The sequence below is a fragment of the Citrobacter sp. MGH105 genome, assembly GCF_001037485.2.
Classification (GTDB): Bacteria; Pseudomonadota; Gammaproteobacteria; order Enterobacterales; family Enterobacteriaceae; genus Citrobacter; species Citrobacter portucalensis.
The window spans coordinates 281,912-308,317 of sequence record NZ_CP073048.1 but is presented as its reverse complement, the minus strand read 5'-3'; the positions used below and the strand labels follow the sequence as shown (position 1 = coordinate 308,317).

Genomic DNA, 26,406 nt, shown 5'->3' with positions numbered 1-26,406 from the left:
AATGAGCCGTTATGGCCGTTTATCGAAAGGAAGAAGTCAATGCGCAATCTGGTTAAATATGTCGGTATTGGCCTGCTGGTTATGGGGCTTGCGGCCTGTGATAATAGCGATACGAAAGCGCCGGCAGAGGGTGCCGCCGCAGAAAGTAACGCCACCGGACAACCGGTCAGCCTGCTGGACGGCAAACTCAGTTTTTCCCTGCCAGCGGATATGACCGATCAGAGCGGCAAGCTGGGTACCCAGGCGAACAATATGCACGTGTATTCTGACGCAACCGGCCAGAAAGCGGTGATTGTAATTGTCGGCGACAATACCAACGAAGATCTGGCGGTGCTGGCAAAACGCCTGGAAGATCAGCAGCGTAGCCGCGACCCGCAGTTGCAGGTCGTCACCAATAAATCTATTGAGCTGAAAGGCCACACGCTGCAACAGTTAGACAGCATCATCTCGGCCAAAGGCCAGACCGCTTACTCTTCCGTGGTGCTGGGTAAAGTGGACAACCAACTGCTGACGCTGCAAATCACGCTGCCTGCTGACGATCAGCAAAAAGCGCAAACGACCGCAGAAAACATCATTAACACGCTGGTTATCCAGTAACGGTTAAGACGATGACTCGGCCTCCGGTGACACCGCCTGAGGCCGTTTTTTTAGCCGCCAGGTCAGCAGTAACGCCACCGCCACCAGCCCGGCTGCCGCCAGATAGATAACCGGTACACCCGCCCACGTCATTACCAGCCCGGCCAGCGGCCCGGTAACGCCCAGCGATAAATCCATAAACACCGTATAGGTCGCCAGCGCGGCGCCCTGATTTTGCTGCGGGACGGCTTTTACCGCCACCACGCCCAGCGCCGGGAAGACCAACGAGAACCCGGCACCTGCCAGCAGAACGCCGATTTTCGCCATCCACGGCATGGAGGCCATGCCCACCAGCAGTAACCCAACAATCTCGACGCTAAAACAGATCATCGCGACATTGAGCCCACCTAACCGGTTGATACCATTTGGGAATAACAAGCGAGTGCCCACAAACGTACAGCTAAAAAGCGTCAGCGCAAAAGCTGCACCGTCCCAACCTTTAGCATCATAAAACAGCGTGATAAAGGTGGCGATCACGCCAAATCCGGCGGAGGCCAATGCCAGCGCCATGCCGTACAACCAGACGCGTCCAAGTACCGCGCGAAACGGCAACGGTTTGCCTTTGCTGGCCTTCACCGCCGGGCGGGGGAGCGCCAGCAGTATTGCCAACAGCGCCACGCCCATCACGGTCAGCGCCAGCCCCTGTAAGCCACCCCAGGCATAACACAGAACGCCCAGCGGAGCGCCTATCGCCATCGCGCCATAGGTCACGATGCCGTTCCACGAAATCACCCGTCCGATATGCATCGAGCCAACAACTCCCACGCCCCATAGCGTAGAGCCGGTCCCGGCAAAGCTTTGCCCGATGCCCAGAATCACCCGCCCGATGCATAACAGTAACAAACTTACCAGCGGCCAACCTTGGGTTGATCCCGCCAGCAGATAGCCCAAACCACTTAAAAAGCAGCCGCACAGTCCGAATACCACGATTTTTTTCGGCCCCAGCAGATCGGCATAGCGACCGGCATGAGGGCGGCTCAGCAGCGTGGCGAAATATTGCAGACTGATGACCAGTCCTGCCCAGAAGGCGCTAAATCCCATCACATCATGGACATAGCCTGGCAATACCGCGAGCGGCAGGCCGATGGTCAGATAGCTGGCGAAGTTAAACATCACCACCGAGACAATGCGCAGATTAAGGCGCAAACCGCTTAGCGTCGGTTCAGCGACGGGTTCGGGCATGGAAGGTCACCACATTTTCACAACAGTGTTTCATTTCTACCATGTTGCAGACCATAAATCAGCAGCCAGTTTAGGAATAACAGACGTAAGCCAACCGCTACACTTAATGCAAAAACGCAAACAGGAAGAAAACATGACAACCGCTCAGCCCGATAAAACGGGTATGCATATTTTGCTCAAACTGGCCGCTTTGGTGGTGATCCTCGCGGGCATCCATGCCGCGGCGGATATCATTGTGCAGCTGCTGCTGGCCCTCTTTTTTGCCATTGTATTGAATCCACTGGTCACCTGGTTTATCCGCCGGGGAGTCGGTCGCCCAATCGCTATTACCTTAGTCGTGGTGGTGATGCTGATCGTTCTTACGGCGTTGGTTGGCGTGCTGGCGTCGTCAATCACTGAATTCATGGACCTGCTGCCAAAATACAATAAGGAGCTAACGCGCAAGGTTCTGTATTTGCAAGAGATGGTGCCTTTTCTGAATCTGCATATGTCCCCGGAACGTATACTGCAACGCATGGACTCTGACAAGCTGATGACCTTCACAACCACGCTGATGACGAGTCTTTCTGGTGCCATGGCCAGCGTCTTTCTGCTGGTGATGACGGTAGTTTTTATGCTGTTTGAGGTGCGTCATGTCCCCTATAAGATGCGTTTTGCGTTGAATAATCCGCAAATCCACATTGCGGGGCTACATCGGGCACTGAAGGGTGTGTCACACTATCTGGCGCTGAAAACGCTGCTCAGCTTATGGACCGGTGCCATAATCTGGCTGGGACTGGCACTGATGGGGATTCAGTTTGCTCTGATGTGGGGCGTACTGGCATTCCTGTTAAACTACGTGCCCAACATTGGCTCGGTCATTTCCGCCGTCCCGCCCATGATCCAGGCACTGCTATTTAATGGCATTTACGAATGTCTGTTGGTTGGCGCACTATTTCTGGTGGTGCATATGGTGATTGGCAATATTCTCGAACCCCGAATGATGGGGCATCGGCTGGGATTATCGACGCTAATCGTCTTCCTCTCTCTGTTGGTATGGGGATGGCTGCTCGGTCCGGTCGGCATGTTGCTCTCCGTGCCATTAACCAGCGTGTGTAAAATCTGGATGGAAACGACCACTGGCGGCAGCAAACTGGCGATTTTGCTGGGGCCCGGCAGGCCCAAAAGTCGGCTTCCCTGAAAAACTACCAACCGAGGTAGTTTTTATATTTTTATATGACCGTTAAAATGACGCTAACGCAGTTATATATAGAAGCTTATCTTAAATAAAGAGTGAAAGGGATTTCATTCTTTATAAAGAAAATACATAAGTCAAGATGATGGTTTCTTTACCAAAACGCATAAAAATAATGAATCCCCCCAAAGCATTTAACTTAAGCTATCTACTTAGCTTTAAAGGTTATTTTATTTGATACATTTTCTCTAAAAATCTATACTTCTCGCCAATGATGATGCTGAAAAATTTCTGTTGAAGAAAGTCCTGGGATATTACTATCCGGTCATCTCATTACCTTGCTACCAACCATATGAAATAAAATGCTAATTTAGCTTAAATATAATCATAGGCAATACAAGGTGCCCATGATTTCGGAGTTTATTATTTAATACGTATAAACGGTACTTTGATAGGGAGCTTTAATGAAACAGTATATTAAGTGGTTTGCGGCCATTGCCGTTGTCGGTGCTCTGGCGGGTTGTGCACGTACTGCGCCGATTGATCAAGTTCACACCAGTGTGAGCGCGGGGCATACTCAGGACCAGGTTAAAACCGCGATCCTGAAAGCCGGTATTCAACGCCAATGGGTCATGTCTGAAGCCGGACCAGGTGTTATTAAAGCTCGCCAACAAACCCGCGATCATGTAGCTGAAGTCCGTATCACTTATACCGCCACCAGCTATGACATCAAATACGACAGCAGCCTCAACCTGCAGGCATCTGGTGGAAAAATTCACAAAAACTATAACCGCTGGGTACGCAATCTGGATAAAGACATCCAGCTTAATCTGTCAGCCGGCGCCAATCTGTAATTATGCCTAAAGTCGGGCTGAAAAGGCCCGATACTCTTATTATCTGCCATTTAACAGGTTGTCCCCACATGTACGAACAGGATTCGCTTAGCGCACTGGATGCCATTACTGAAGCACAACGTATCGCCTTTGCCCCTATGCTTTTTCAAACCGCGTTGTGTCTGCGAAATGCGGGAGTACTCACCTGGCTAGACAAGCAAGGTAAACGCGGCGCCACGCTCGACGAAATTACCGAAAACAGCACCATCAACGAATATGCCGCCAGCATCCTGTTGGATATGGGGTTAAGTGGGCGAATCATTACCCACAAAGAAGGATATTATTACCTCGCTAAAGTCGGTCATTTTCTTTTACATGACACGATGACGCGCGTGAATATGGACTTCACTCAGGATGTTTGCTACCAAGGATTGTTCTATCTTGAAAATGCGTTGAAAGATGGAAAACCCGCGGGACTAAAAATTTTTGGCGACTGGCCAACAATCTATCCTGCGCTATCACAATTACCGCTGGCTGCGCGTGAAAGTTGGTTTGCTTTTGATCATTACTATTCAGATGGCGCATTTGATGCCGCATTGCCATATGTATTCGCCAGCGCCCCTGCAACCCTGTACGATGTCGGTGGAAATACCGGAAAATGGGCATTACGTTGTTGTCAACATGATGACAATATTACAGTCACCCTCTTAGATTTGCCGCAACAAATTGCACTTGCCCGCGAAAATATAGAAAATGCAGGATTATCTCATCGCATAAATTTCCATGCTGTGGATATGCTTAGCGACTCGCCTTTACCTGACGGCGCTGATATCTGGTGGATGAGCCAATTCCTGGACTGTTTTTCCCCGGAACAAATTATCGCTATGCTAAGCAACGTTGCTCGGGTGATGAAACCGGGCGCGAAGCTGTGCATTATGGAGCTGTTTTGGGATGCCCAAAAATTTGAGGCGGCCTCATTTAGCCTGAATGCGTCTTCGCTTTATTTTACCTGTATGGCGAATGGCAACAGCCGTTTCTACAGCGTAGAGAAGTTTTATCACTATCTGAATCAGGCAGGTTTTCAGGTAGATGAACGCCACGACAACTTAGGTGTTGGGCATACTTTATTGATATGTCAGAAGAAAAAATAAGAAACAATCGGAACAACCGATTTACCGCGGATACGCGTTGATGAAATTTGCTTTCAACATTATTGACTGGCAGGCCAAGGCACCAGGGTTAAGCGAAACAGAACAGTGGCATGAATGGTCACGGCTTTCGCACGCCATCGATCCCACCGCGCCGTTGGCTAAGCTCCATGAGTTACCGATGATGACAGCTCGCCGCCTCAGTTCCGGTAGCAAACTGGCCGTCGATTGCGGTCTGGCGATGCTACGCCGTCATGATATCAATGCCGTTTTGTATACCAGCCGCCATGGTGAACTGGAGCGTAACTACAGGATCCTGCACGCTCTCGCGACTGAGCAAGCGCTCTCACCGACCGATTTTGCCCTTTCTGTCCATAACTCTGCTGTGGGTAACCTGACCATCGCCGCAAAAAAACCGATTGTCTCCTCCTCGCTTTCTGCTGGCAGGGATACATTCCAGCAGGGGTTATGCGAAGTCATCGGGCTGTTGCAGGCGGGATATCAGCGCGTATTGATGGTCGATTTCGACGGTTTTCTGCCCGAGTTTTATCACCCACAGTTACCACCAGACATGCCAACGTGGCCGTTTGCCGTCGCGCTGGTTATTGAATCCGGTGATAGCTGGCAATGTGAAACCCGTCCACACAGCGCACAGGACGAGACAACGTTGCCGCAAAGCCTGTTGTTTTTACAACATTACTTACAAGATGCCAGGGCGTTTACCCTGCCTGGCGAACGCGTACAGTGGCAGTGGAGTCAGGGATGAACACGATGATCCTGCGGCTTAACCGGGTATGGCGACTGGTGATGACCGGTTTTTGCTTTGCCCTGTTTGGCCTCGGCGGGCTCCTCCTATCTACGATTTGGTTTAACGTCCTGCTGATCGCGGTATGGGATAAAGCCCGACGTCGGCGTATCGCCAGACGCAGTATCGCCGCCAGTTTTCGTCTCTTCTTAACCGTGGCGAAGCGGCTTGGCGTGCTGGATTACCAGATTGAAGGGCGAGACATTTTACGCAACGAACAAGGGTGTCTTGTCGTCGCCAACCACCCGACGCTCATCGACTATGTCCTACTGGCCTCGGTCATGCCAGAAACCGACTGTCTGGTGAAAAGTGCACTACTAAAAAATCCTTTTCTCGGCGGCGTAGTCCGGGCCGCAGATTATCTGATTAACAGCCAGGCTGATGCGCTATTGCCCGCTTGCCAGCAACGTCTGAAGCAAGGCGATACCATTTTAATTTTCCCCGAGGGAACCCGTACACGCCCCGGAGAAGCAATGACGTTACAGCGTGGTGCAGCAAATATCGCCGTGCGCTGCAGCAGTGATTTACGCATAGTGACTATTAACTGCAGCGAACAAATGCTGGATAAAGAAAGCCAATGGTACAACGTCCCATCTGTAAAACCGATGTTTACCATTTCAGTACACGAACGGGTTAAGATCGACCAATTTTACGACGCAAACTCACAAGAACCGGCGCTGGCCGCAAGGCAGTTGAACCGGCATCTTTTGCTTCAATTACAACCAGGTACTTTACCTCTTTCAGGAATTAATGATGCAAGCGCTTTATCTTGAAATCAAAAATCTCATTATAACGACATTGAATCTCGACGAACTGACAGCTGATGATATTGAAACCGAAGCGGCACTCTTTGGCGATGGCTTAGGTCTGGACTCAATCGATGCCCTGGAGCTGGGTCTGGCGGTGAAAAACGAGTATGGCGTGATCCTCTCAGCAGAGAGCGAAGAAATGCGTCAGCACTTCTTCTCCGTCGCCACGCTGGCATCTTTCATTCACGCGCAACGTGCCTGAGGATAGTCCGTTATGACCGAACAAAAAGCCATTTACGCAGAAGTCTCCTCGCTGCTGGTCAAGCTGTTTGAAGTTGACCCGCAAGATATCAAGCCTGAGGCGCGCCTGTACGAAGATTTGGAACTCGATAGCATCGATGCCGTCGACATGATCGTGCATCTGCAAAAGAAAACCGGTAAGAAAATCAAGCCGGAAGAGTTCAAAGCAGTTCGCACCGTACAAGATGTCGTCGATGCGGTAGAACGCCTTCTCAAAGAAGCGTAATTCTCCGTGTCGGGCACACGCTCGTTGCCAGTCGTACAACTGCTGACAGGTCTACTGTTGCTGGCCTGGCCGTTTTTGATCTGGTTTGGCCTGGCGCATAACAGTCTGCACTGGTTGCTACCGTTGATGGCGCTACTCCTTTTTTTACGCTTTCGCCAGACCCGGCGACAGGCGGGGCCGCTGCGCGTCGTGACACAGGTAGTGGCGGTCGCGGGTATCACCTTGTGCATTGCCAGTTATCTGCTCAAAACGCACCAGCTGCTGCTGTTTTATCCGGTAGTGGTAAACGCCGTTATGCTGTTGGTTTTTGGTGGATCGTTATGGTCAGCAATGCCCATTGTTGAACGTCTGGCACGACTGCGCGACCCAAATCTGCCCGATGCGGGCGTGCGCTACACGCGCCGTGTGACACAAATCTGGTGCGCCTTTTTCATCCTCAATGGCAGCATTGCGCTCTTTACCGCACTGAATGGCGATATGACCCTGTGGACCACCTGGAACGGCATGGTTTCCTATCTGCTAATGGGAACATTGATGGTAGGCGAGTGGTTAATTCGCCAACTGGTGATAAAACGAGATACCCAATGAAGCAGCCCCTCACACTCGCTCAATGGCTCTGTGCCCCACGTCCGGACGACGTTCCTGTTGCGTGGCAGGAAGAGCATACCTGGACGCTTGGCCATCTGCGCCATGATGTGGCCCAGTTGATAACATATCTGCGACAGCAGGAAGGTGAACGCTGGGCATTGTGCTTCGAGAACAGCTATTTATTCATCGTCGCGCTGCTGGCAACGCTCTATGCCGGCAAAACACCGGTGATCCCAGGACATTGTCGCGTTTCGTTGTTAAACGAGCAGCACTTGCTGTTTGACGGCGTACTGAGCGATAAAGCGATGGACTGGCAGGGAACGCTGCGGGTGGTCAGCTCCGCCATGACATCCGTGGCTCACGACATCACGTTCCCAGCAATACGCAGTGACGCCTTTGTGGAGCTATTCACTTCCGGTTCGACCGGCCAGCCGAAACGCGTGATCAAACCGATCGCTCGTCTGGATAGCGAAGCGGCATTGCTCGCTACACGCTTTGCCGATCGTCTGGCAGGTTGCCGGGTGGTCGCGTCAGTGGTACCGCAACATCTGTATGGCCTGACGTTCCGTATCTTTTTGCCGATGGCCTTAGGTCTGCCGCTGCACGCGGCGATGCTTTGGTATGCCGAACAACTGGCGGCGCTGAGCGCTGAGCATCGGTATGCGTTTATCAGCAGCCCGGCGTTTCTGAAACGCCTCGACCACAACCTGACACCGCCGCCGGTCGAACTGATTTTGTCTGCGGGCGGCATGCTGCCCTGGCAGGACGTCACGCAGGCTGCTGACTGGCTAAATGTCTGGCCCGATGAGATCTACGGCAGCACTGAAACCGGGATCCTTGCGTGGCGCTATCGCCATCAGGATGATGTGGCATGGCTGCCCTTTCCCGGCGTCAGATTCCAGTCAGAAGACGACGCATTTCGTGTGTTTTCACCGCTAATTAACGCTGATGATGGCCTGTTACTCGATGATGTACTGCAGTTTATCGAAAATGGACAGTTCCGCCTGATGGGCAGACGCGGGCGGGTGGTCAAAATTGAAGAGAAACGCATTTCACTCAGCGAAGTGGAGCAACGTTTACTGGCACTGGATGGTATCTGTGAAGTCGCGGCATTGCCGGTCTCACGTGGAGGACGTCAGGGCGTTGGCGTCCTGCTGGTACTGGATGACGAAGCCCGGCAACGCTGGCTTGAGTGCGGTGGTAAACCGCAAGAACTGACCTGGCGACGTTCGCTGCTGCCCTGGCTGGAGCCTGTCGCGGTTCCCCGCTACTGGCGGGTGATTGATGAGATTCCGGTCAACAGTATGAACAAGCGTGTCTATGCGCAATTACAGGAGTTATTTCATGAAACCCCATGAAATCGAGCGCCATCAGGCACTGCCTCATCAGGCTGAGATTGTTTTACAACTCGACCCTTCTCTGTTTTGGTTCAGCGGGCATTTTAGCGTGCAGCCACTGCTGCCGGGCGTTGCACAGCTGAACTGGGCGATGGATTACGCCACCACGCTGCTGGCCCCTGGCTGGCGTTTTCACAGTATTCAAAACGTGAAGTTCCAGTCGCCGTTATTGCCAGAGGCCACCGTCACCCTGAGTCTGAGCTGGCAGGAAGCGCGTCAGATGCTCTCTTTTAGCTACCAGCGCCACGACGGTGACGTGCGCCATACCGCCAGCAGCGGGAAGATTCGGTTATGCCGCTAACCTTTTCCCCGTGCGTGTTGATCCCCTGCTACAACCACGGCGCGATGATGTCGGACGTATTGGATCGTCTTCAGCCGTTCAATCTCCCCTGCATTGTGGTGGACGATGGCAGTGACGAGACTACACGAGATGAACTGGCACGCCTGGCGGCAGAATACAGCAATCTGACGTTAATTCGCCTGCCCATCAACGCAGGCAAAGGCGCGGCGGTTATTCGCGGAATGCAGACGGCGGCAGATGCCGGGTTCAGTCATGCCGTGCAAGTCGATGCCGACGGGCAACATGCCATTGAAGATATTCCCAGGCTGCTTGCATTGGCAAAAGAACATCCGACAGCACTGATTTCCGGGCAACCGATTTACGATGATTCGGTTCCTCGCTCGCGCCTGTACGGTCGTTGGGTAACCCATATCTGGGTGTGGATAGAAACGCTCTCGTTGCAGCTCAAAGACAGTATGTGCGGCTTCCGGGTGTATCCGGTGGCCCCCACGCTGCAACTGGCACAGCGCGTAACGCTCGGCAAACGGATGGATTTTGATACTGAAGTGATGGTGCGCCTCTACTGGCAAGGCAACACCAGCTATTTTATCCCCACGCGAGTCACCTATCCGCAGGACGGGCTATCCCATTTCGACGCGCTTAAAGACAATTTGCACATTTCATTGATGCACACTCGCCTGTTCTTTGGCATGTTGCCACGCATCCCCTCCCTGCTTTGTCGTCGTTCATCGACACACTGGGCGCAGCAACAGGAAGTCAAAGGGTTGTGGGGAATGCGCCTGATGCTACTGGTCTGGCGTGTACTGGGTCACAAAGCCTTCTCCCTGCTACTGTATCCGGTCGTCGGCGTATACTGGCTCAGCGCTTCAACTGCCCGAAAAGCCTCTCAACGCTGGATTAGCCGCGTAAGGGCGCAACTGATCACACGGCGGATGCCAGTACCGCCAAACCTGACCAGTTATCAGCATTTCCTGCGTTTTGGCGGCGCGATGCTGGATAAGATCGCCAGTTGGCGTGGTGAGCTGCACTTCGGTCGCGATGTGATTTTTGCACCAGGTGCAGAAACGACGCTGAATATCAGCGATCCTCGGGGAAAACTGCTACTGGCTTCACATCTTGGCGATGTCGAGGCCTGTCGGGCACTGGCCCAGCTACAGGGCAGTAAAACAATCAATGCGCTGGTATTTAGCGATAACGCCCAACGCTTTAAACAAATCATGCAAGAGATGGCCCCGCAGGCTGGATTAAATCTGCTCCCGGTGAACAGTATTGGTCCAGATACTGCCATTCTGCTCAAAGAGAAATTGGAGCGCGGTGAATGGGTAGCCATCGTAGGCGATCGCATCGCAGTCAATCCCCAACGCGGCGGCGAGTGGCGCGTGTGCTGGAGCCGCTTTATGGGGCAAAACGCGCCATTCCCTCAGGGCCCGTTTATTCTCGCGTCTATTTTACGCTGCCCTGTAGATCTGATTTTTGCCCTGCGTCAGCAGGAGAAACTCCACATCTACTGCGAACCGTTTGCCGACCCGCTGCTCTTACCGCGCGCCACACGACAACAGGCATTACAGAATACTGTCGATCGCTACGCCGAACGCCTTGAGCACTATGCGCTTCAGTCGCCCCTCGACTGGTTTAACTTTTTCGATTTCTGGCAACTGCCGGATACCAATGACAAGGAGTAAAGGGTGCTTAACGATCCCCGCTTTACGGCTGAAGTCGAGCTAACTATTCCGTTTCACGACGTCGATATGATGGGCGTAGCGTGGCATGGTAACTACTTCCGTTACTTCGAGATTGCCCGTGAGGCACTGCTGAACCAATTCGATTATGGCTATCGGCAGATGAAAGAATCTGGCTATCTGTGGCCCGTGGTCGACACTCGGGTGAAGTATCGCAATGCGCTGACTTTCGAGCAGCGTATCCGTGTACGCGCCCAAATTAAAGAGTACGAAAATCGCCTGCATATCGGCTACGAAATTTTTGATGCCGAAACAGGTAAACGCGCCACAACAGGCTACACCATCCAGGTCGCCGTCGACGAAAAAAGCCGTGAACTGTGCTTTGTCAGCCCGGATATTCTGTTTGAACGGATGGGAGTGACACCATGAAATTATGGCCATTGCTCGTGCTGCTCGTCAGCCCTTTCGTCAGTGCCCTGACGCTCGACTCCCTACAACAGCGTTTTACCGAACAACCGGTGGTTCGCGCCCACTTCGATCAAACCCGGACGATAAAGGATCTGCCGCAGCCGCTGCGATCTCAGGGCAAGATGTTGATCGCCCGCGACCAGGGGTTGCTGTGGGATCAAACGTCCCCGTTCCCGATGCAGCTGCTGCTGGACGACAAACGGATGGTTCAGGCAATTAACGGTCAACCACCGCAGACCATTACCGCTGAGAATAACCCGCAAATGTTCCAGTTTAATCATCTGCTACGGGCGTTATTCCAGGCGGATCGTAAAGTGCTGGAACAAAACTTCCGCGTGGAGTTTGCAGACTTAGGAGAAGGTCGCTGGACGCTACGCCTGACGCCAATCACCACACCGCTGGATAAGATTTTTGCGACGATTGATTTAGCAGGAAAGACCTACCTGGAGAGCATTCAGCTCAATGATAAGCAGGGCGATCGCACCGATATCGCGCTTTCCCAACACCAACTAACGCCAGCGCAACTGACCGATGACGAACGCCAACGCTTTGCCGCCCAGTAAACGCCCCGCGCTGTTATGGGGAGTCGTCTGCCTGCTTCTGCTGGGCATCTTTCTGACGCTGCTACCTCAGACCCGCCTTAACAGCAGCGTGCTGGCCATGTTGCCAAAGCAGACGCTGGGCGCTATACCTCCGGGCCTGAACGAGGGATTTATGCAGCGTCTTGACCGTCAGGTGGTCTGGCTGGTGAGCCCCGGTAAGCAACCGGACCCAGCTATAGCCCGGGACTGGTTGGCTTTACTGCAAAAATCGCACGCGCTAGCCCAGGTAAAAGGTCCAATGGATGCCGACAGCCAGCAAGCCTGGGGGGCCTTCTTCTGGCAACATCGTAACGGCCTGATAGATAACGAGACCCGCGCCCGGCTGCAAAACGGCGGTGAAGCGCAGGGCCAGTGGATCCTGTCCCAACTTTACTCCGCATTCTCCGGCGTCAGTGGCAAAGAGCTACAAAACGATCCCTTCATGCTGATGCGTGGTTCGCAGTTGGCCATGGCCAAAACCGGGCAGCGCCTGCGCCTGATGGATGGCTGGCTTGTCACCCAGGATGAGCAAGGCAACTATTGGTATCTGTTACATGGCGAGTTGACCGGCTCATCGTTTGATATGCAACAGACGCACCAATTGGTCACCACGCTGAATACGCTGGAAGGTGAGCTAAAAGCCCACTATCCACAGGCTCAACTGTTGTCTCGCGGGACGCTGTTCTATAGCGATTACGCCAGCCAGCAGGCGAAACAAGATATCTCTACTCTCGGCATAGCCACTGTGCTCGGGGTGATCCTGCTCATCGTGGCTGTATTTCGTTCGCTGCGTCCGCTGCTGCTGTGCCTGATTTCGATTGGCATTGGTGCGTTGGCGGGGACCGTCGTCACGCTGCTGATTTTTGGCGAGCTCCATCTGATGACGCTGGTGATGAGCATGAGCATCATCGGTATTTCCGCAGACTATACGCTCTACTATTTGACCGAACGGATGGTGCACGGTGCGGAAATATCGCCATGGCAAAGCCTTGCCAAAGTGCGCAATGCCCTGCTCCTGGCTCTACTCACCACCGTAGCGGCTTATCTGATTATGATGCTGGCCCCCTTCCCCGGTATTCGCCAGATGGCGGTATTCGCGGCGGTAGGTCTGAGCGCCTCCTGCCTGACGGTCATTTTCTGGCACCCGTGGTTGTGTCGTCGGTTGCCGGTACGCCCGGTGCCGGCAATGGTACCCATGCTACGCTGGCTTGCTGCATGGCGGCGGAATAAGAAATTATCCGTTGGCCTGCCGGTGGCGCTGGCGTTGTTCTCGTTGGCAGGTATGGCGACGCTACGCGTAGACGATGATATCTCCCAGTTACAGGCGCTGCCGCAGGAAATTCTTGCTCAGGAAAAAGCGATTACAGCCCTGACCGGGCAAAGCGTCGACCAGAAGTGGTTTGTGGTGTACGGCAAATCCGCTCAGCAAACGCTGGAGCGGCTGGAAACCTTTATCCCCGCGCTGGAACAGGCAAAAAAAGACGGGTTACTCAGCGGATATCGCACCATTCCGCTCAATTCACTCGCCCGGCAACAGCAGGATCTGTCTCTGCTAAAAGATGCCGCGCCCGCCATCACGAAAGCCTTAAACAACGCCGGTCTGGCGACGGTGAACACAGATCTTAGCGCCATGCCCGTAACCGTCGATGCCTGGCTTGCCAGCCCGGCCAGTGAAGGCTGGCGCTTGCTATGGTTGTCTCTGGCTGATGGCGAAAGCAGCGTACTGGTTCCCGTTGAAGGGGTGAAACAAAGTGATGCTTTAAATACGCTCAGCGCGAAATATTCCGGCGTGGCGTGGGTGGATCGTAAGAGCAGCTTTGACAACCTGTTTTCCCTTTATCGCCATATTCTGACCGGCCTGCTATGCATTGCGCTGGCGGTAATTGCCTGTGGCGCCGTCATTCGGCTTGGCTGGCGTAAGGGCTTAATTAGCCTGGTACCCTCCGTGCTGTCTTTAGGTTGTGGTCTGGCAGTACTGGCCCTGAGCGGTCATGCGCTCAACCTGTTCTCGCTGCTGGCACTGGTGCTGGTACTGGGAATTGGCATTAACTACACGCTGTTTTTCAGTAATCCACGCGGTACGCCACTGACATCGCTGTTGGCTATCACGCTGGCAATGATGACCACGCTCCTGACGCTCGGCATGCTGGTCTTTAGCGCCACTCAGGCAATCAGCAGTTTTGGCATTGTGCTAGTGAGCGGTATTTTCACCGCCTTCCTGCTGTCACCGCTGGCGATGCCAGGAAAAAAGAGAAAAAAAGAAGATGATTAAACAGAGATTCTGGCGCACCGCTGCGCTCGTCGCCACGTTGCTGTTGGCAGGTTGCAGCCACTCGCAGCCGGAACAGAAAGGCCGCCCGCAAGCCTGGTTAGAGCCGGGGACTCGTGTAACGCTACCTGCCCCGGGGATTTCTCCCGCGGTGAATTCACAACAGCTACTAACCGGAAGTTTCAACGGCAAAACTCAGTCACTGTTGGTCATGCTCAATGCTGATGACAAGAAAATCACACTTGCCGGGCTGTCATCAGTCGGCATTCGCCTGTTCCTCGTGACTTACGATGAAAAAGGACTGCACACCGAGCAATCGATCATCGTTCCACAATTGCCGCCAGCCAGCCAGGTGCTGGCTGACGTGATGCTAAGTCATTGGCCGATTAGCGCCTGGCAACCGCAATTACCCACAGGCTGGACGCTCGTCGATACGGGTGACACGCGTGAGCTGCGCAATGCCCGCGGCAAAGTGGTCACGGAAATCACGTATCTGAATCGAAAAGGAAAACGCGAACCGATCAGCATTGAACAGCACGTTTTTAAATACCACATCACCATTCAATACCTGGGTGACTGAGATGATCTACATTTCTGCCGTTGGCATGATTAATGCGTTGGGCAATAACACTGATGAAATCGCAGCCAACATCACTCGTGGCATAGCGCCGGGAATGCGCCCGCGCACGGGCTGGCTGCAAGGACACCCATCCGCCGTGTTAGCAGGCGTTGACGGTGAGCTGCCCGCTATTCCTCAGCACTTTAGCGCTCATCGTTCGCGCAACAACCAGCTATTGCTGGCAGCACTGATGCAAATCCAGCCGCAGGTGGACGACGCTATCGCCCGATTTGGTCGCGATCGTATTGCTGTTGTTCTCGGCACCAGCACCTCCGGTCTGGATGAGGGTGACGTTCACGTAGATTTGATGCTCAACGGCAAAGAGAGCACTGACTGGCGCTATCCGCAACAGGAACTGGGCGATCCGTCGCGTTTTCTTAGCCACTGGCTGGCGCTGGATGGCCCGGCCTTTACGCTCTCAACCGCCTGCTCGTCCAGTGCAAGAGCTATCATGAGCGGATGTCGTTTGATCGAATCTGGTCTGGTCGATATCGCCATTGTCGGCGGTGCGGATACGCTAAGCCGAATGCCAATCAACGGATTCCACAGTCTGGAATCACTCTCCCCAACGCTGTGTCAGCCGTTTGGCCGCAACCGTTGTGGGATCACCATTGGCGAAGGCGCCGCATTGATGGTATTAACCCGCGAGCCACAGCCTATCGCGCTCCTTGGCGTCGGCGAATCCAGCGACGCGTACCATATTTCTGCTCCCCATCCACAGGGGGAAGGTGCCATTCGCGCCATCGGCCAGGCGCTTAACGACGCAGGAATGACGCCGGAACACGTGGGCTATATCAATCTGCACGGTACCGCCACACCGTTAAACGATCAGATTGAGTCCAACGTCGTGAGCGCGCTATTTGGCGAAACGGTCCCGTGCAGTTCAACCAAACACCTGACCGGGCACACGCTGGGCGCTGCGGGGATCACCGAAGCAGCGATCAGTATGCTGATTCTGCAACGCGAGCTGCCGCTGCCGCCGCAGGATTTTAGCCAGTCGCCACGCGATGAAACATTGCCACCCTGCGGCATCATTGAACAGCCGCAGCCGCTGACTCGCCCGGTTATCTTGTCTAATTCGTTTGCCTTCGGTGGCAATAATGCCAGCATCCTGCTCGGGAGAATCTCATGAGCCACTATTTATCACCGGGCGATTATTTACCGCATGATGCGCCGATGCTGCTTCTTGAAGAGGTCGTCAGTGTGGCGGACGAAACCGCCACCTGCCACGTGACGGTTTCAGCAAACAGCGTACTGGCCCCTTTTCTCGACCCTGATGGCAATCTGCCTGGCTGGTTCGCACTGGAACTCATGGCGCAGACCATTGGCGTCTGGTCTGGCTGGCACCGCCAGCAACAAGGTCAGGCGAGTATTACGTTAGGCATGGTACTGGGCGCACGTGAGTTAGTCTGTGCTACAGGTGTTCTGCCTGCCGGGAAGAAGCTGAGTATCCATGTCAAATTGCTGATGCAGGATGCACGATTCGGTAGCTTTGAATGTGCCATCCAGGCAGACAACGAGACGCTGGCAACCGGTCGCGTCAACACCTTCCAGCCGACATCAGAAGAAATTAACACGCTATTTCAACAAGGAGCGTCCACATGAGCCGTTCAGTTTTAGTTACGGGTGCCAGCAAAGGTATCGGTCGCGCCATCGCCAGACAACTGGCCGCGGACGGTTTTGTGGTCGGCGTACACTATCATCGCGATGTGCAAGGAGCACAAGAAACGCTGGATGCTATCCTCGCCGCTGGCGGCGCAGGGCGCCTGTTGACATTTGACGTTGCCAATCGCGAGCAGTGCCGTGAAATACTGTCGCAAGATATTGAGGCAAACGGCGCATGGTACGGCATTGTCAGCAACGCTGGAGTCACTCGGGATGCCGCTTTCCCTGCGCTCAGTGATAACGACTGGGATTCGGTGATCCATACCAACCTCGACAGCTTTTACAACGTCATTCATCCGTGCATTATGCCGATGATAAGCGCACGCCAGGGGGGCCGTATCATCACACTGTCTTCGGTTTCGGGCGTGATGGGCAACCGCGGTCAGGTCAATTACAGTGCGGCAAAAGCCGGAATTATTGGTGCCACCAAAGCGCTGGCTATCGAACTGGCAAAACGCAAAATTACCGTAAACTGCATTGCACCGGGACTCATTGATACCGGGATGATCGAGATGGAAGAAGCCGCATTGAAAGAGGCGATGTCGATGATTCCCATGAAACGAATAGGTCAGGCTGAAGAAGTGGCCGGGCTTGCCAGTTATTTAATGTCGGATGTGGCGGGCTATGTAACTCGCCAGGTGATTTCCATCAATGGAGGGATGTTATGACACGTCGTGTCGTGATTACAGGCATGGGCGGCGTCACCGCCTTTGGGGAAAACTGGCAGGCTGTCTCCGCCAGGTTATTGGCATATGAAAATGCGGTACGCAAAATGCCGGAGTGGCAGGTTTATGACGGACTACACACACTGCTGGGAGCGCCGATCGACGACTTCACTCTGCCGGAACACTATACCCGCAAGCGAATTCGCGCCATGGGGCGCGTATCGCTGATGTCCACCCGCGCAACAGAGCTGGCGCTTGAGCAAGCCGGGCTGATTGGCGATCGGGTACTGACTAACGGTGAAACCGGGATCGCTTATGGTTCATCAACCGGTAGTACCGGTCCAGTGAGCGAGTTCGCGACCATGCTGACCGAGAAACACACCAATAACATCACCGGCACGACCTACGTGCAAATGATGCCGCATACCACTGCCGTTAACACCGGATTGTTTTTCGGTCTGCGTGGGCGAGTCATCCCGACATCCAGCGCCTGCACATCCGGTAGCCAGGCAATTGGTTATGCATGGGAAGCCATTCGACACGGTTATCAAACGGTGATGGTCGCCGGCGGCGCAGAAGAACTGTGTCCTTCCGAAGCCGCCGTGTTTGATACGTTATTCGCAACCAGTCAGCGCAACGACGAGCCGAAAACCACCCCATCCCCATTCGATGAAAAACGCGATGGTCTGGTCATCGGAGAAGGTGCAGGTACGCTAGTACTGGAAGAGCTGGAACACGCTAAAGCGCGCGGAGCAACGATTTATGGTGAAATCGTTGGCTTTGCCACTAACTGCGATGCTGCCCATATCACCCAGCCGCAGCGCGAAACAATGCAGATTTGCATGGAAAAATCGCTGAATATGGCAGGTATTAGTGCCCGGGATATCGGCTATATTTCAGCGCACGGAACCGCAACCGATCGTGGTGATGTTGCAGAAAGTCAGGCAACCTCTGCAATTTATGGTGATAATGTTCCGCTATCCTCGCTTAAAAGCTATTTTGGACATACCCTTGGCGCTTGTGGCGCACTAGAGGCCTGGATGAGTCTGCAAATGATGCGTGAAGGCTGGTTTGCGCCTACGCTAAATTTGAGTCAGCCAGATGCCAATTGTGGCGCGCTGGATTACATTATGGGTGAAGCCCGCAAGATTGATTGCGAGTTTTTGCAGAGCAACAACTTTGCGTTTGGCGGCATAAATACTTCTATCATCATTAAACGTTGGCCGTGATATGTACCGGATCGTTCTTGGGAAAGTTTCTGTTTTAAGCGCAGGTGCACTGCCTGCCGCACTGAGTGAGCAAGCGCCGCAAGGTGCTCGCCGTGCGCGCTGGCTGGCCGGTCGCGTGCTGCTTTCCCATACCCTTTCGCCATTACCGGACATCATCTATGGCGAGCAAGGAAAACCGGCCTTTTCTGCTGACACGCCGCTGTGGTTCAATCTCAGCCACAGCGGTGATGATATCGCCCTGCTGCTCAGCGACGAAGGGGAAGTCGGCTGCGATATAGAAGTCGTTCGCCCGCGCGATAACTGGCAAACGCTGGCAAATACGGTATTCAGTCTTGGTGAACATGCAGAAGTCGAGGCCGAACGCCCGGAACAACAGTTGGCGGCGTTCTGGCGCATCTGGACGCGTAAAGAAGCTATCGTGAAGCAACGCGGCGGCAGTGCCTGGCAAATCGTCAGCGTCGACAGTACCGCGTTAACTTCCTCACTCTCCGTCAGCCAGTGCCAGCTCGATACCCTGAGCCTGGCGGTGTGCACCCCCACGCCGTTTACCCTGACCGCAGACACCGTGCAGCGCCTGGAAGCCTTAGCGTAAATTTTCCGGAAAGTTTTTCGGCAGCTCGCTCGCCGCACAGGCAATAACGTCATCGTTGTTCGCGCCGCAGTCACGTACGAAAGTGATGGTCGCGAACTCATCAATCACCTCGGTGGGATACGCCGGGCCGGTATCGCGGTACGACATCATTAGCGGAATATGGTCATTCTGGAAGCAGACCGTTTTTTCCGGATTATTGATCACCCAGCGAGGGAAAAAGATGGTGCCGTGAAAGAGTTTGTCACCCAGGTTTACGATCAGGCTGACGTCGGTCCCGGTCGGTTCGGTCCACGAAATTTTATAAACGCTCTCCCCGACCCGCACAATATAGGCCCGCTGATCTTTCACCCAACGATTCCCCACAATACCGCTGTGAATGCGGTAATCCAGGGTAGTGTCGTTTTTCACGTAGATCTCGTAATTCCAGCCATTATCGTAGGTATAGACCAGATGTTTGCCGACAAATCCGCTTAAATCATGTTTATCAAACGCGCTCATATTCGTTCTCCTCTTACTTGATGCGAGGATCTTAACGCTTCAAAATTTGGATGAATAACGCTATGTTTGTATCAAATTCATTCAATTATTAGATGAGTTATGCACAAAACAACCCTCGATCAGTGGGCCCTATTGGAGAAAGTGGTGGAGCTGGGCAGCTTCGCTAAAGCGGCGGAAGAGACCAACCGTAGCCAGTCTTCGGTAAGCTATAATCTGGCACTGTTACAGGAGCGACTTGGCGTAACGCTGCTGACCCCGGAAGGCCGCAGGGCTGTCCTGACACCGGCCGGAGAGCTATTACTCAATCAGGTCAAACCGCTACTGAAGGCCTTTTTATGGGTGGAAACCCGGGCCGCAACGTTACAAAACGGTACACGAACGCGGCTGGATTTGATGGTAGATAGCATCTTCCCACGCAAACGCCTGTTTGCCATTCTCAAACAGTTTCAGCAGGCCTGGCCGCAAACGCAGGTGCGTCTGACCGAAGTCCTGGAGAATGGTGATGCTCGACTGGCAGCACATGCCGATGCGGACGTAATGGTCCTGACCCGGCGTCAGGATGTCACCGGACGCGGCGAATGGCTGATGAATATTGACTTCGTGGCCGTGGCCCACCGCGATCACCCACTCTGCATGCTGGATGCGCCGCTGAATGAAGACGCATTACGCGCCTGGCCGCTGATTCGCATTGCCGATCGCGATAACCCACAACAACCGGCGCGTGATGCCTGGACCTTCTCGACCATTGATGCCGCGATTGATGCGGTGATGTATCAGGTCGGTTACGGCTGGCTGCCCGAGGAACGTATTCAGACGCAGCTTGATAAGGGGCTTTTACGCCCACTGCCGTTAAGCCATGGTGCTCGTCGCGCCACGCCTTTGCATCTGATCGTTAAAGATACTCTCGCTCCGCTGGATGAACAGGTCAGTACCCTCCTGCGTTTATTGCGAGAGCATTAACCTTTTCCCCGGATGCCGGACGTGTGTTACAAAATACGCTATTCCCCTTACCCCCTGTGCGCCAACGCGCCACATGAAAGGTTAACTGCAGATGCAACGAGTCACCATTACCCTCGATGACGATTTACTGGAAACGCTCGACGGCCTGAGTCAGCGCCGTGGCTACAACAACCGTTCCGAAGCGATCCGCGATATTCTGCGTGGCGCACTGGCGCAGGAAACTACCCTTGAACACGGCACTCAGGGCTTCGCGGTGCTCTCGTATGTTTATGAGCATGAGAAGCGTGATCTGGCCAGCCGTATTGTTTCTACCCAACACCACCACCACGATTTATCGGTCGCCACGCTGCACGTGCACATCAACCATGACGACTGCCTGGAAATCGCCGTGCTAAAAGGCGACATGGGCGATGTACAACATTTTGCCGATGACGTGATTTCCCAGCGCGGCGTGCGCCACGGCCATCTACAGTGCCTGCCGAAAGAAGAGTAATTGCCTGTTTCGTTGCCGGATGGCGGCTACGCCTTATCCGGCCTACGTCCGTTATCGTTTGTAGGCCAGGCAAGCGAAGCGCCCCCGGCAATAATGATTACGCCATCGTACCAATCGTCTTTCTGAAACGCAGCAGTGCTATCAGGAAGAACGCGCTGCCAATCGCCAGCAGCGTCAGAAACTGCGGCCAGACAATGCTAAACCCGGCGCCGCGGTAAAGTATCGCCTGCGCGAGACTGACGAAATGGGTAGTCGGCATGGTCAGCATAATGTCCTGCACCGCCTGCGGCATGCTTTCACGCGGTGTGGAGCCACCTGAGAGCATCTGTAACGGCAGCAGCACCAGAATCATCAGCAGCCCCAACTGCGGCATGGAGCGCGCCAGCGTGCCCATAAAAATGCCGATCGAGGTGGTGGCGAACAGGCTCAGCGCCACGCCCAGCATAAACAACGGTATCGAACCTTCAATCGGCACCCCGAGCACGCCTTTTACCATCAGCATCAGCGACAGACCGGAAACCACCAGCACCACCAGCCCCATCGACCAGATTTTTGCCATCATGATCTCAAACGGCGTCACCGGCATCACCAGCAGATGTTCAATGGTCCCGTGCTCGCGTTCGCGGATCAACGCCGAACCGGTCAGCACAATCGCCAACATAGTGATGTTGTTGATAATCGCCATCACCGCGCCAAAGCGGGCGGGTTCCAGATTAGGGTTAAAGCGCATGCGCATTTCCAGCGCCACCGGCGGCTCATTGTTATCGCGGTAACGCGCCACAAAGCTGTTCACCTCGCCGCTGATGATATTCTGGATATAGCTGTTGCCGGTAAACGCCTGGCTCATGCGCGTGGCATCGACGTTAACCTGTATATCCGGTTGTCGTCCGGCCAGCACATCACGCTGAAAATCAGGCGGAATGTTTACGGCGAAGGTATAGCGCCCGGCGTCCAGCCCGGCATCCATTTCATCGGCAGTGATCATCTCCGGCGGTAAAAACCACGGGCGATAAAAGCTGTTCACAATCCGATTCGACAACTGCGACTGGTCCATATCGGCAATAGCAATCGGTGCCAGATGCAGCGAACCCGGCAGGACGGTCGCGGAAGAATAAACCGAAATCGTGAAGGCGAAGACGATCAGCGTCAGCATCGCTTTGTCACCCAGCAGGCTGCGCAACTCTTTGATGCCGAGGTTATAAATATTGCGTAATCGGCGCATCACCCCTCCTGTTTTTTCAGCAGTAATACGCTCAGACCAATCACCACCGGAATGGCTACCGCCAGCGGAATAAACAGCTGCCAGAGATCGGTCAGATCCAACGCTTTAGAGAACGTTCCGCGCGCGATGGTCAGAAAATGGCTGGTCGGATAAATTTCACCAATCCACCGGCCCGGCCCTTCCAGCGAGGCAACTGGATCGATCATTCCGGAAAACTGCGTCGCCGGGATCAATGTAATAATCGCCGTACCAAAAATGGCCGCGATCTGGCTTTTCATAAACGTGGAGATTAACAGCCCCAGCCCGGTGGCAATGGTGACGTACAGCAGCGCAGCCAGCGTCAGGGTCACAAAGCTCCCCTTATGCGGAACGCCGAATACAAACACCGACAGCGCGCACAACAGCAGGAAATTCAGCATGCCCAGCACGATGTACGGCAACTGTTTGCCGAGTAAAAACTCGCTGCGGGTCGTGGGCGTAACGTACAGATTGATAATCGACCCCAGCTCTTTCTCACGCACCACGCTGAGGGCGCTGAGCATGGAGGGGATCATCATCAACAGCAGTGGGATCACTGCCGGAACAATCGCCGGCAGGCTCTTCACATCCGGGTTGTAACGATAGCGAGTTTCAATGGTCATCAGCCCGTTTTGCCCGCTGGCATTTGGCTGGCGCGCCATCACATCCTGCAGCCAGGTCTGGTGCATCGCCTGCACGTAACCCCTGACCGTTTCAGCGCGGCTTGGCATTGCGCCATCGACCCAGACGCCAATCTTCACCGGCGTTCCACGCGCGATGTCGCGGCCAAAATTTGGCGGAATTTCAATTGCTACCGCAACTTCGCCAGAACGCATCCGTTTGTCCAGCTCGTCATAACTGGTGAGCGGCGGTTGTTCGATAAAATAGCGCGATCCCGCCAGATTCAGCGTCCACGCCTGGCTGCTGACGGTCTGGTCGCGGTCGAGCACCGAAAAACGCAGGTTTTCCACATCCATGCTGATGCCGTAGCCCATGATAAGCATCAGGATCACCGTGCCCATCAGCGCCAGCGTGGAGCGTACCGGATCGCGCCGTAGTTCCAGCGCTTCACGGCGGCTGTAGCTGAATAAGCGCCGCAGGCTAAAGCCTTGCCGCGGCGGCTTACTGTTTTCATGCACTTTCGGGACATTGGCTGGCGCTAACTGAGTTTCCGGCGCCGGGCCTGCCGCTTCCTGCAACCAGGAGATAAACGCCTCTTCCAGACTGGCAGCTCCACGCTGTTTCACCAGTTCCTGCGGCGTACCGCTGGCCAGTACTTTTCCGGCGTGCATCAGCGACATGCGGTCGCAGCGCTCCGCTTCGTTCATAAAGTGGGTGGAGATAAAAATGGTCACTTTGTCCTGGCGCGACAGGTCGACCATCAGTTGCCAGAACATATCCCTCGCAACCGGATCGACCCCGGAGGTCGGTTCATCAAGAATGAGCATCTCCGGGCGATGGATCACCGCCACCGCCAGCGACAGGCGTTGACGGATCCCCAACGGCAGCGCACCGGGCAGCGCATCTTCGACATCGGTCAGCGAAAAGCGCTCGCTCATCTCCTGCACCCGCCCAGGGATTTCTGCTTCGGGGATATGGAACAGCCGCGCATGTAGTTCGAGGTTTTGCCGGACGGTCAGCTCGCTGTAGAGCGAAAATGCCTGCGACATATAGCCTACCCGGCGGCGGGTATCGATATTTTTCGGATCAACCGCTTGCCCAAACAGCCACGCCTCGCCTTCGCTTGCGGGCAGCAGTCCGGTGAGCATTTTCATGGTGGTGGATTTACCGCAGCCGTTGGAGCCGAGAAAACCGAAGATTTCCCCGCGCGGAATGCGGAAGTTAACGTGGTCCACCGCCACAAATTTACCGAAGCGCATGGTCAGGTTTTTCGCCTCGATGGCAATCTCTTCCTGCTCAGCGTGATACGGCGGGATCACTACCGGTTTATGCGCCTGGCGCTGGGCTTCAGGTAACAGCGCGATAAACGCCTGCTCCAGCGTGTTGCTGTTGGTTTGCTCACGTAGCTGCTGCGCGCTCCCGGTGGCTAACACCTCCCCGGCGTTCATCGCCACCAGCCAGTCAAAGCGCTCGGCTTCTTCCATATAAGCGGTCGCAACCAGCACGCTCAGGTTGGTCTGCCGCTGGCGAATGCTGTTAATCAGATCCCAGAACTGGGCGCGGGACAGCGGGTCGACCCCGGTGGTGGGTTCATCGAGAATTAACAGTTCCGGGTCGTGGATTAACGCGCAGCACAGCCCCAGCTTTTGCTTCATCCCGCCCGAGAGTTTCCCGGCAGGACGGTCGCGAAACGGTGCCAGTCCGGTGCTATTCAGCAGCTCGGTAATCCGCGCCTCACGCTCCGCTTTGTCATGCCCAAACAAGCGGGCAAAGAAATCGACGTTCTCATATACCGACAGCGTGTGATACAGGTTTTTCCCCAGCCCCTGCGGCATCCAGGCAATGCGCGGGCAGACATCCCGGCGATGTTTTGGGTCGCGCATATCGCCACCCAACACCATCACGTTGCCGTGTTCAATGACCCGCGCGCCGGAGATGAGCGACAGCAGGCTCGATTTTCCGACACCATCCGGGCCAATCAACCCCACCATACAGCGGGCAGGGATATCCAGCGTGATATTGTTCAGCGCTACCGTTTTCCCGTAATGCTGACTCACGCCGTCAAGGTGCGCCACGGGAGGAACGGGAACCAGCGCCAGATGCGTCATTGCGGCAACCTCACCACCAGGTCGTCAGGCCAGGCGCGACTTTCATCAACACGCACCCACGCCATGCCCGGCAGACCGGTTTTCACGTACTCCAAATGCTGCTGTAACAGCTCTGGCGGGATACGCGCTTTGACGCGAAACATCAGTTTCAGCCGTTCATCGCTGGTTTCGACCGTTTTCGGCGTGAACTGCGCGACGCTAGCCACAAAGCTGATGGTCGCCGGAATACGCAGATCCGGCGCAGCATCCAGCACCAGCCGCGCTTCTCCACCAATCTTCAGTAAACCAGCCTGTTCGGTTGGCAAGAAGAACGTCATGTAGACATCGCTGAGATCGACCATATTCAGCACGCGACCGCCTGCGGAAAGCACCTCGCCCGGTTCAGCTACGCGGTACTGTACGCGGCCATCGCGCGGGGCTTTCAACTCGCTGTCATCAATATCAGCCGCAATACGACGTTCGGTAGCCTGCGCGGCTTCTACGCGGGTTTGCGCCTGAATGATACTGGTGCGAGCGGCTTCAATGGCGGCTTTTGCCGCAGAGACCTGCGCCTTTGCGGATTCCAGTGCAGCGCGTGCGCTTTCTGCCGCAGCCCTGTCGTCATCCAGCTGTTGCTCAGACACCGCCCCACGCTGAGATAGCGAACGGGAGCGGACGTGGCGTTTAGAGACCGACTGCAGTTCCGCCTCACGCTGTTTTACCACCGACTGCGCGGCGCGCATTTCACTTTGCCGCTGCTCTAACAACGCCCGCGCTGCCGCCACCGCACTTTCGGCCTCTTTGATTTGGGCTACCGCTTCCAGCCGCTGCTCCTGCAGCACGCGGGTATCCATTTTCGCCAGCACTTCGCCCTGGCGAACGAACTGCCCTTCCGACACGAGGATCGTGTCAATTCGCCCGGCAATCTTGGTGGCAATATCCACTTCGGTAGCTTCAATTCTGCCATTGCTGGCTGCAAACCCCTCCGGTATTCCCGCAGGACGAAGCACCCACCATGCTATCGCGGCCACCACGACCAGAATGCCCGCCACCCACCACATCATATGACGTTTAAACTTATCCATATTCGACCCGCCGTAATCCCTGTTATCAAACGATGCGTGTCACAAAGCCCACTGAACAGCTATTCAGCGGGAGATTCCATCCGGGATAAGAAGGAATGAGAAACAATGGCCAGAGAGCAGACAGGCATGTAAGCAACCTGCGCCGCGAAGGAAGTGAATGATGAAAATGCTGTGATATCGGGTAGTAATGTTGTCATCATCAGCGTTCCTGGCCGGAAATGAAACACGCATACTCATTACTGCTGTCTATTGAATACTAACACCTGGATTCAATATGTCTATTCGGTTGTAGCAGGTATGTTGCAGGCAAAAAACC

At 54.6% G+C, this 26,406-nt stretch carries 28 protein-coding genes; 23 read left to right on the top strand and 5 right to left on the bottom strand.

What is annotated here, in order from left to right:
* Window positions 1–39: 39 nt before the first annotated feature.
* The gene (locus SK35_RS01425) at window positions 40–597 is read left to right on the top strand and encodes a DcrB family lipoprotein (RefSeq protein ID WP_003827547.1); all 558 of its coding nucleotides are present in this window, start codon (window positions 40–42) and stop codon (window positions 595–597) included.
* A gap of 3 nt (window positions 598–600) precedes the next feature.
* On the opposite strand, the gene SK35_RS01420 is transcribed toward SK35_RS01425, so the two are convergent.
* Window positions 601–1,818, bottom strand: a complete 1,218-nt coding sequence (locus tag SK35_RS01420) for an MFS transporter (RefSeq protein ID WP_048215376.1) — start codon at window positions 1,816–1,818, stop codon at window positions 601–603.
* A 133-nt stretch (window positions 1,819–1,951) separates the two neighbouring features.
* Here SK35_RS01420 and SK35_RS01415 point away from each other — a divergent pair, with 133 nt between their 5' ends.
* The 20 genes from SK35_RS01415 to acpT all read left to right on the top strand — a co-directional run bounded on the left by SK35_RS01415 (window position 1,952) and on the right by acpT (window position 19,106).
* A complete protein-coding gene (locus SK35_RS01415) occupies window positions 1,952–2,998 on the top strand; it encodes an AI-2E family transporter (RefSeq protein ID WP_048215375.1) in 1,047 nt (348 codons plus the stop codon).
* Window positions 2,999–3,468: 470 nt separating this feature from the next.
* On the top strand, window positions 3,469–3,846 hold the full coding sequence (locus SK35_RS01410; RefSeq protein WP_122973906.1) for a hypothetical protein: 378 nt from the start codon (window positions 3,469–3,471) through the stop codon (window positions 3,844–3,846).
* Between the two features lie 68 nt (window positions 3,847–3,914).
* Window positions 3,915–4,976, top strand: coding sequence for a class I SAM-dependent methyltransferase (locus SK35_RS01405; protein ID WP_003827540.1), 1,062 nt, complete (start codon window positions 3,915–3,917; stop codon window positions 4,974–4,976).
* 40 nt (window positions 4,977–5,016) lie between these two features.
* Window positions 5,017–5,739: a beta-ketoacyl synthase chain length factor gene (locus tag SK35_RS01400; RefSeq protein ID WP_048215374.1), complete on the top strand. Its 723-nt coding sequence runs from the start codon at window positions 5,017–5,019 to the stop codon at window positions 5,737–5,739.
* Window positions 5,736–6,551 (top strand): lysophospholipid acyltransferase family protein, encoded by an 816-nt coding sequence (locus SK35_RS01395; protein WP_048215373.1) that lies wholly within the window; start codon window positions 5,736–5,738, stop codon window positions 6,549–6,551. The genes SK35_RS01400 and SK35_RS01395 overlap by 4 nt, the downstream gene beginning before the upstream one ends.
* Entirely contained in the window at window positions 6,532–6,789 is a 258-nt protein-coding gene (locus SK35_RS01390) for a phosphopantetheine-binding protein (protein ID WP_003827537.1), read from the top strand. The genes SK35_RS01395 and SK35_RS01390 overlap by 20 nt, the downstream gene beginning before the upstream one ends.
* A 12-nt stretch (window positions 6,790–6,801) precedes the next feature.
* Complete coding sequence (locus SK35_RS01385; RefSeq protein ID WP_003827536.1) at window positions 6,802–7,053, top strand: acyl carrier protein; 252 nt, start codon at window positions 6,802–6,804, stop codon at window positions 7,051–7,053.
* Between the two features lie 6 nt (window positions 7,054–7,059).
* Window positions 7,060–7,641, top strand: a complete 582-nt coding sequence (locus SK35_RS01380) for a hypothetical protein (protein ID WP_048215372.1) — start codon at window positions 7,060–7,062, stop codon at window positions 7,639–7,641.
* Window positions 7,638–8,999 carry an AMP-binding protein gene (locus tag SK35_RS01375; protein WP_048215371.1) on the top strand — a complete coding sequence of 454 codons (1,362 nt, stop codon included), beginning with the start codon at window positions 7,638–7,640 and terminating at the stop codon, window positions 8,997–8,999. The genes SK35_RS01380 and SK35_RS01375 overlap by 4 nt, the downstream gene beginning before the upstream one ends.
* Entirely contained in the window at window positions 8,986–9,339 is a 354-nt protein-coding gene (locus SK35_RS01370) for an ApeI family dehydratase (protein ID WP_020996070.1), read from the top strand. Before SK35_RS01375 ends, SK35_RS01370 begins: the two co-directional genes overlap by 14 nt.
* A complete protein-coding gene (locus SK35_RS01365; protein WP_048215370.1) occupies window positions 9,330–11,021 on the top strand; it encodes a glycosyltransferase family 2 protein in 1,692 nt (563 codons plus the stop codon). The genes SK35_RS01370 and SK35_RS01365 overlap by 10 nt, the downstream gene beginning before the upstream one ends.
* A gap of 3 nt (window positions 11,022–11,024) precedes the next feature.
* Window positions 11,025–11,447 (top strand): acyl-CoA thioesterase, encoded by a 423-nt coding sequence (locus SK35_RS01360; RefSeq protein WP_008786381.1) that lies wholly within the window; start codon window positions 11,025–11,027, stop codon window positions 11,445–11,447.
* A complete protein-coding gene (locus SK35_RS01355) occupies window positions 11,444–12,049 on the top strand; it encodes a LolA family protein (RefSeq protein WP_048215369.1) in 606 nt (201 codons plus the stop codon). The genes SK35_RS01360 and SK35_RS01355 overlap by 4 nt, the downstream gene beginning before the upstream one ends.
* Entirely contained in the window at window positions 12,018–14,339 is a 2,322-nt protein-coding gene (locus tag SK35_RS01350; RefSeq protein WP_048215368.1) for an MMPL family transporter, read from the top strand. Before SK35_RS01355 ends, SK35_RS01350 begins: the two co-directional genes overlap by 32 nt.
* Window positions 14,332–14,916 carry a DUF3261 domain-containing protein gene (locus tag SK35_RS01345; protein WP_048215367.1) on the top strand — a complete coding sequence of 195 codons (585 nt, stop codon included), beginning with the start codon at window positions 14,332–14,334 and terminating at the stop codon, window positions 14,914–14,916. The genes SK35_RS01350 and SK35_RS01345 overlap by 8 nt, the downstream gene beginning before the upstream one ends.
* Before the next feature lies 1 nt (window position 14,917).
* Window positions 14,918–16,087 carry a beta-ketoacyl-[acyl-carrier-protein] synthase family protein gene (locus tag SK35_RS01340; protein ID WP_048215366.1) on the top strand — a complete coding sequence of 390 codons (1,170 nt, stop codon included), beginning with the start codon at window positions 14,918–14,920 and terminating at the stop codon, window positions 16,085–16,087.
* Window positions 16,084–16,560 carry an ApeP family dehydratase gene (locus tag SK35_RS01335; RefSeq protein WP_048215365.1) on the top strand — a complete coding sequence of 159 codons (477 nt, stop codon included), beginning with the start codon at window positions 16,084–16,086 and terminating at the stop codon, window positions 16,558–16,560. Before SK35_RS01340 ends, SK35_RS01335 begins: the two co-directional genes overlap by 4 nt.
* Entirely contained in the window at window positions 16,557–17,288 is a 732-nt protein-coding gene (locus SK35_RS01330; RefSeq protein ID WP_008786386.1) for a 3-ketoacyl-ACP reductase FabG2, read from the top strand. Before SK35_RS01335 ends, SK35_RS01330 begins: the two co-directional genes overlap by 4 nt.
* Window positions 17,285–18,514: a beta-ketoacyl-ACP synthase gene (locus SK35_RS01325; RefSeq protein WP_003827516.1), complete on the top strand. Its 1,230-nt coding sequence runs from the start codon at window positions 17,285–17,287 to the stop codon at window positions 18,512–18,514. The genes SK35_RS01330 and SK35_RS01325 overlap by 4 nt, the downstream gene beginning before the upstream one ends.
* A 1-nt stretch (window position 18,515) precedes the next feature.
* The gene (gene acpT, locus SK35_RS01320) at window positions 18,516–19,106 is read left to right on the top strand and encodes a 4'-phosphopantetheinyl transferase AcpT (RefSeq protein ID WP_048215364.1); all 591 of its coding nucleotides are present in this window, start codon (window positions 18,516–18,518) and stop codon (window positions 19,104–19,106) included.
* On the opposite strand, the gene SK35_RS01315 is transcribed toward acpT, so the two are convergent.
* Window positions 19,098–19,604, bottom strand: coding sequence for a phenolic acid decarboxylase (locus tag SK35_RS01315; RefSeq protein ID WP_048215363.1), 507 nt, complete (start codon window positions 19,602–19,604; stop codon window positions 19,098–19,100). The genes acpT and SK35_RS01315 overlap by 9 nt on opposite strands.
* A gap of 99 nt (window positions 19,605–19,703) precedes the next feature.
* On the opposite strand from SK35_RS01315, the gene SK35_RS01310 reads away from it, so the two are divergent.
* Complete coding sequence (locus SK35_RS01310) at window positions 19,704–20,564, top strand: LysR family transcriptional regulator (protein ID WP_048215362.1); 861 nt, start codon at window positions 19,704–19,706, stop codon at window positions 20,562–20,564.
* Window positions 20,565–20,655: 91 nt separating this feature from the next.
* The gene (nikR, locus tag SK35_RS01305) at window positions 20,656–21,057 is read left to right on the top strand and encodes a nickel-responsive transcriptional regulator NikR (protein ID WP_003827507.1); all 402 of its coding nucleotides are present in this window, start codon (window positions 20,656–20,658) and stop codon (window positions 21,055–21,057) included.
* Window positions 21,058–21,154: 97 nt separating this feature from the next.
* Here the strand turns inward: nikR and SK35_RS01300 are convergent, their stop codons facing one another.
* The 3 genes from SK35_RS01300 to SK35_RS01290 are packed head-to-tail and all read right to left on the bottom strand — an operon-like array spanning window position 21,155 to window position 26,090.
* Window positions 21,155–22,279 (bottom strand): ABC transporter permease, encoded by a 1,125-nt coding sequence (locus SK35_RS01300; protein WP_020996068.1) that lies wholly within the window; start codon window positions 22,277–22,279, stop codon window positions 21,155–21,157.
* On the bottom strand, window positions 22,279–25,026 hold the full coding sequence (rbbA, locus tag SK35_RS01295; RefSeq protein WP_048215361.1) for a ribosome-associated ATPase/putative transporter RbbA: 2,748 nt from the start codon (window positions 25,024–25,026) through the stop codon (window positions 22,279–22,281). Before rbbA ends, SK35_RS01300 begins: the two co-directional genes overlap by 1 nt.
* The gene (locus SK35_RS01290) at window positions 25,023–26,090 is read right to left on the bottom strand and encodes an HlyD family secretion protein (RefSeq protein ID WP_048215360.1); all 1,068 of its coding nucleotides are present in this window, start codon (window positions 26,088–26,090) and stop codon (window positions 25,023–25,025) included. The genes rbbA and SK35_RS01290 overlap by 4 nt, the downstream gene beginning before the upstream one ends.
* Between the last annotated feature and the right edge of the window lie 316 nt (window positions 26,091–26,406).

What these genes read in the sequence shown, in the direction of transcription:
- SK35_RS01425 (WP_003827547.1), top strand. Translation starts at nt 40, where the DNA reads ATGCGCAATCTGGTTAAATATGTCGGTATTGGCCTGCTGGTTATGGGG.
- SK35_RS01420 (WP_048215376.1), bottom strand. Translation starts at nt 1,818, where the DNA reads ATGCCCGAACCCGTCGCTGAACCGACGCTAAGCGGTTTGCGCCTTAAT.
- SK35_RS01415 (WP_048215375.1), top strand. Translation starts at nt 1,952, where the DNA reads ATGACAACCGCTCAGCCCGATAAAACGGGTATGCATATTTTGCTCAAA.
- SK35_RS01405 (WP_003827540.1), top strand. Translation starts at nt 3,915, where the DNA reads ATGTACGAACAGGATTCGCTTAGCGCACTGGATGCCATTACTGAAGCA.
- SK35_RS01400 (WP_048215374.1), top strand. Translation starts at nt 5,017, where the DNA reads ATGAAATTTGCTTTCAACATTATTGACTGGCAGGCCAAGGCACCAGGG.
- SK35_RS01395 (WP_048215373.1), top strand. Translation starts at nt 5,736, where the DNA reads ATGAACACGATGATCCTGCGGCTTAACCGGGTATGGCGACTGGTGATG.
- SK35_RS01390 (WP_003827537.1), top strand. Translation starts at nt 6,532, where the DNA reads ATGCAAGCGCTTTATCTTGAAATCAAAAATCTCATTATAACGACATTG.
- SK35_RS01385 (WP_003827536.1), top strand. Translation starts at nt 6,802, where the DNA reads ATGACCGAACAAAAAGCCATTTACGCAGAAGTCTCCTCGCTGCTGGTC.
- SK35_RS01375 (WP_048215371.1), top strand. Translation starts at nt 7,638, where the DNA reads ATGAAGCAGCCCCTCACACTCGCTCAATGGCTCTGTGCCCCACGTCCG.
- SK35_RS01370 (WP_020996070.1), top strand. Translation starts at nt 8,986, where the DNA reads ATGAAACCCCATGAAATCGAGCGCCATCAGGCACTGCCTCATCAGGCT.
- SK35_RS01365 (WP_048215370.1), top strand. Translation starts at nt 9,330, where the DNA reads ATGCCGCTAACCTTTTCCCCGTGCGTGTTGATCCCCTGCTACAACCAC.
- SK35_RS01355 (WP_048215369.1), top strand. Translation starts at nt 11,444, where the DNA reads ATGAAATTATGGCCATTGCTCGTGCTGCTCGTCAGCCCTTTCGTCAGT.
- SK35_RS01350 (WP_048215368.1), top strand. Translation starts at nt 12,018, where the DNA reads ATGACGAACGCCAACGCTTTGCCGCCCAGTAAACGCCCCGCGCTGTTA.
- SK35_RS01345 (WP_048215367.1), top strand. Translation starts at nt 14,332, where the DNA reads ATGATTAAACAGAGATTCTGGCGCACCGCTGCGCTCGTCGCCACGTTG.
- SK35_RS01340 (WP_048215366.1), top strand. Translation starts at nt 14,918, where the DNA reads ATGATCTACATTTCTGCCGTTGGCATGATTAATGCGTTGGGCAATAAC.
- SK35_RS01335 (WP_048215365.1), top strand. Translation starts at nt 16,084, where the DNA reads ATGAGCCACTATTTATCACCGGGCGATTATTTACCGCATGATGCGCCG.
- SK35_RS01330 (WP_008786386.1), top strand. Translation starts at nt 16,557, where the DNA reads ATGAGCCGTTCAGTTTTAGTTACGGGTGCCAGCAAAGGTATCGGTCGC.
- SK35_RS01325 (WP_003827516.1), top strand. Translation starts at nt 17,285, where the DNA reads ATGACACGTCGTGTCGTGATTACAGGCATGGGCGGCGTCACCGCCTTT.
- acpT (WP_048215364.1), top strand. Translation starts at nt 18,516, where the DNA reads ATGTACCGGATCGTTCTTGGGAAAGTTTCTGTTTTAAGCGCAGGTGCA.
- SK35_RS01315 (WP_048215363.1), bottom strand. Translation starts at nt 19,604, where the DNA reads ATGAGCGCGTTTGATAAACATGATTTAAGCGGATTTGTCGGCAAACAT.
- SK35_RS01310 (WP_048215362.1), top strand. Translation starts at nt 19,704, where the DNA reads ATGCACAAAACAACCCTCGATCAGTGGGCCCTATTGGAGAAAGTGGTG.
- nikR (WP_003827507.1), top strand. Translation starts at nt 20,656, where the DNA reads ATGCAACGAGTCACCATTACCCTCGATGACGATTTACTGGAAACGCTC.
- SK35_RS01300 (WP_020996068.1), bottom strand. Translation starts at nt 22,279, where the DNA reads ATGCGCCGATTACGCAATATTTATAACCTCGGCATCAAAGAGTTGCGC.
- rbbA (WP_048215361.1), bottom strand. Translation starts at nt 25,026, where the DNA reads ATGACGCATCTGGCGCTGGTTCCCGTTCCTCCCGTGGCGCACCTTGAC.
- SK35_RS01290 (WP_048215360.1), bottom strand. Translation starts at nt 26,090, where the DNA reads ATGGATAAGTTTAAACGTCATATGATGTGGTGGGTGGCGGGCATTCTG.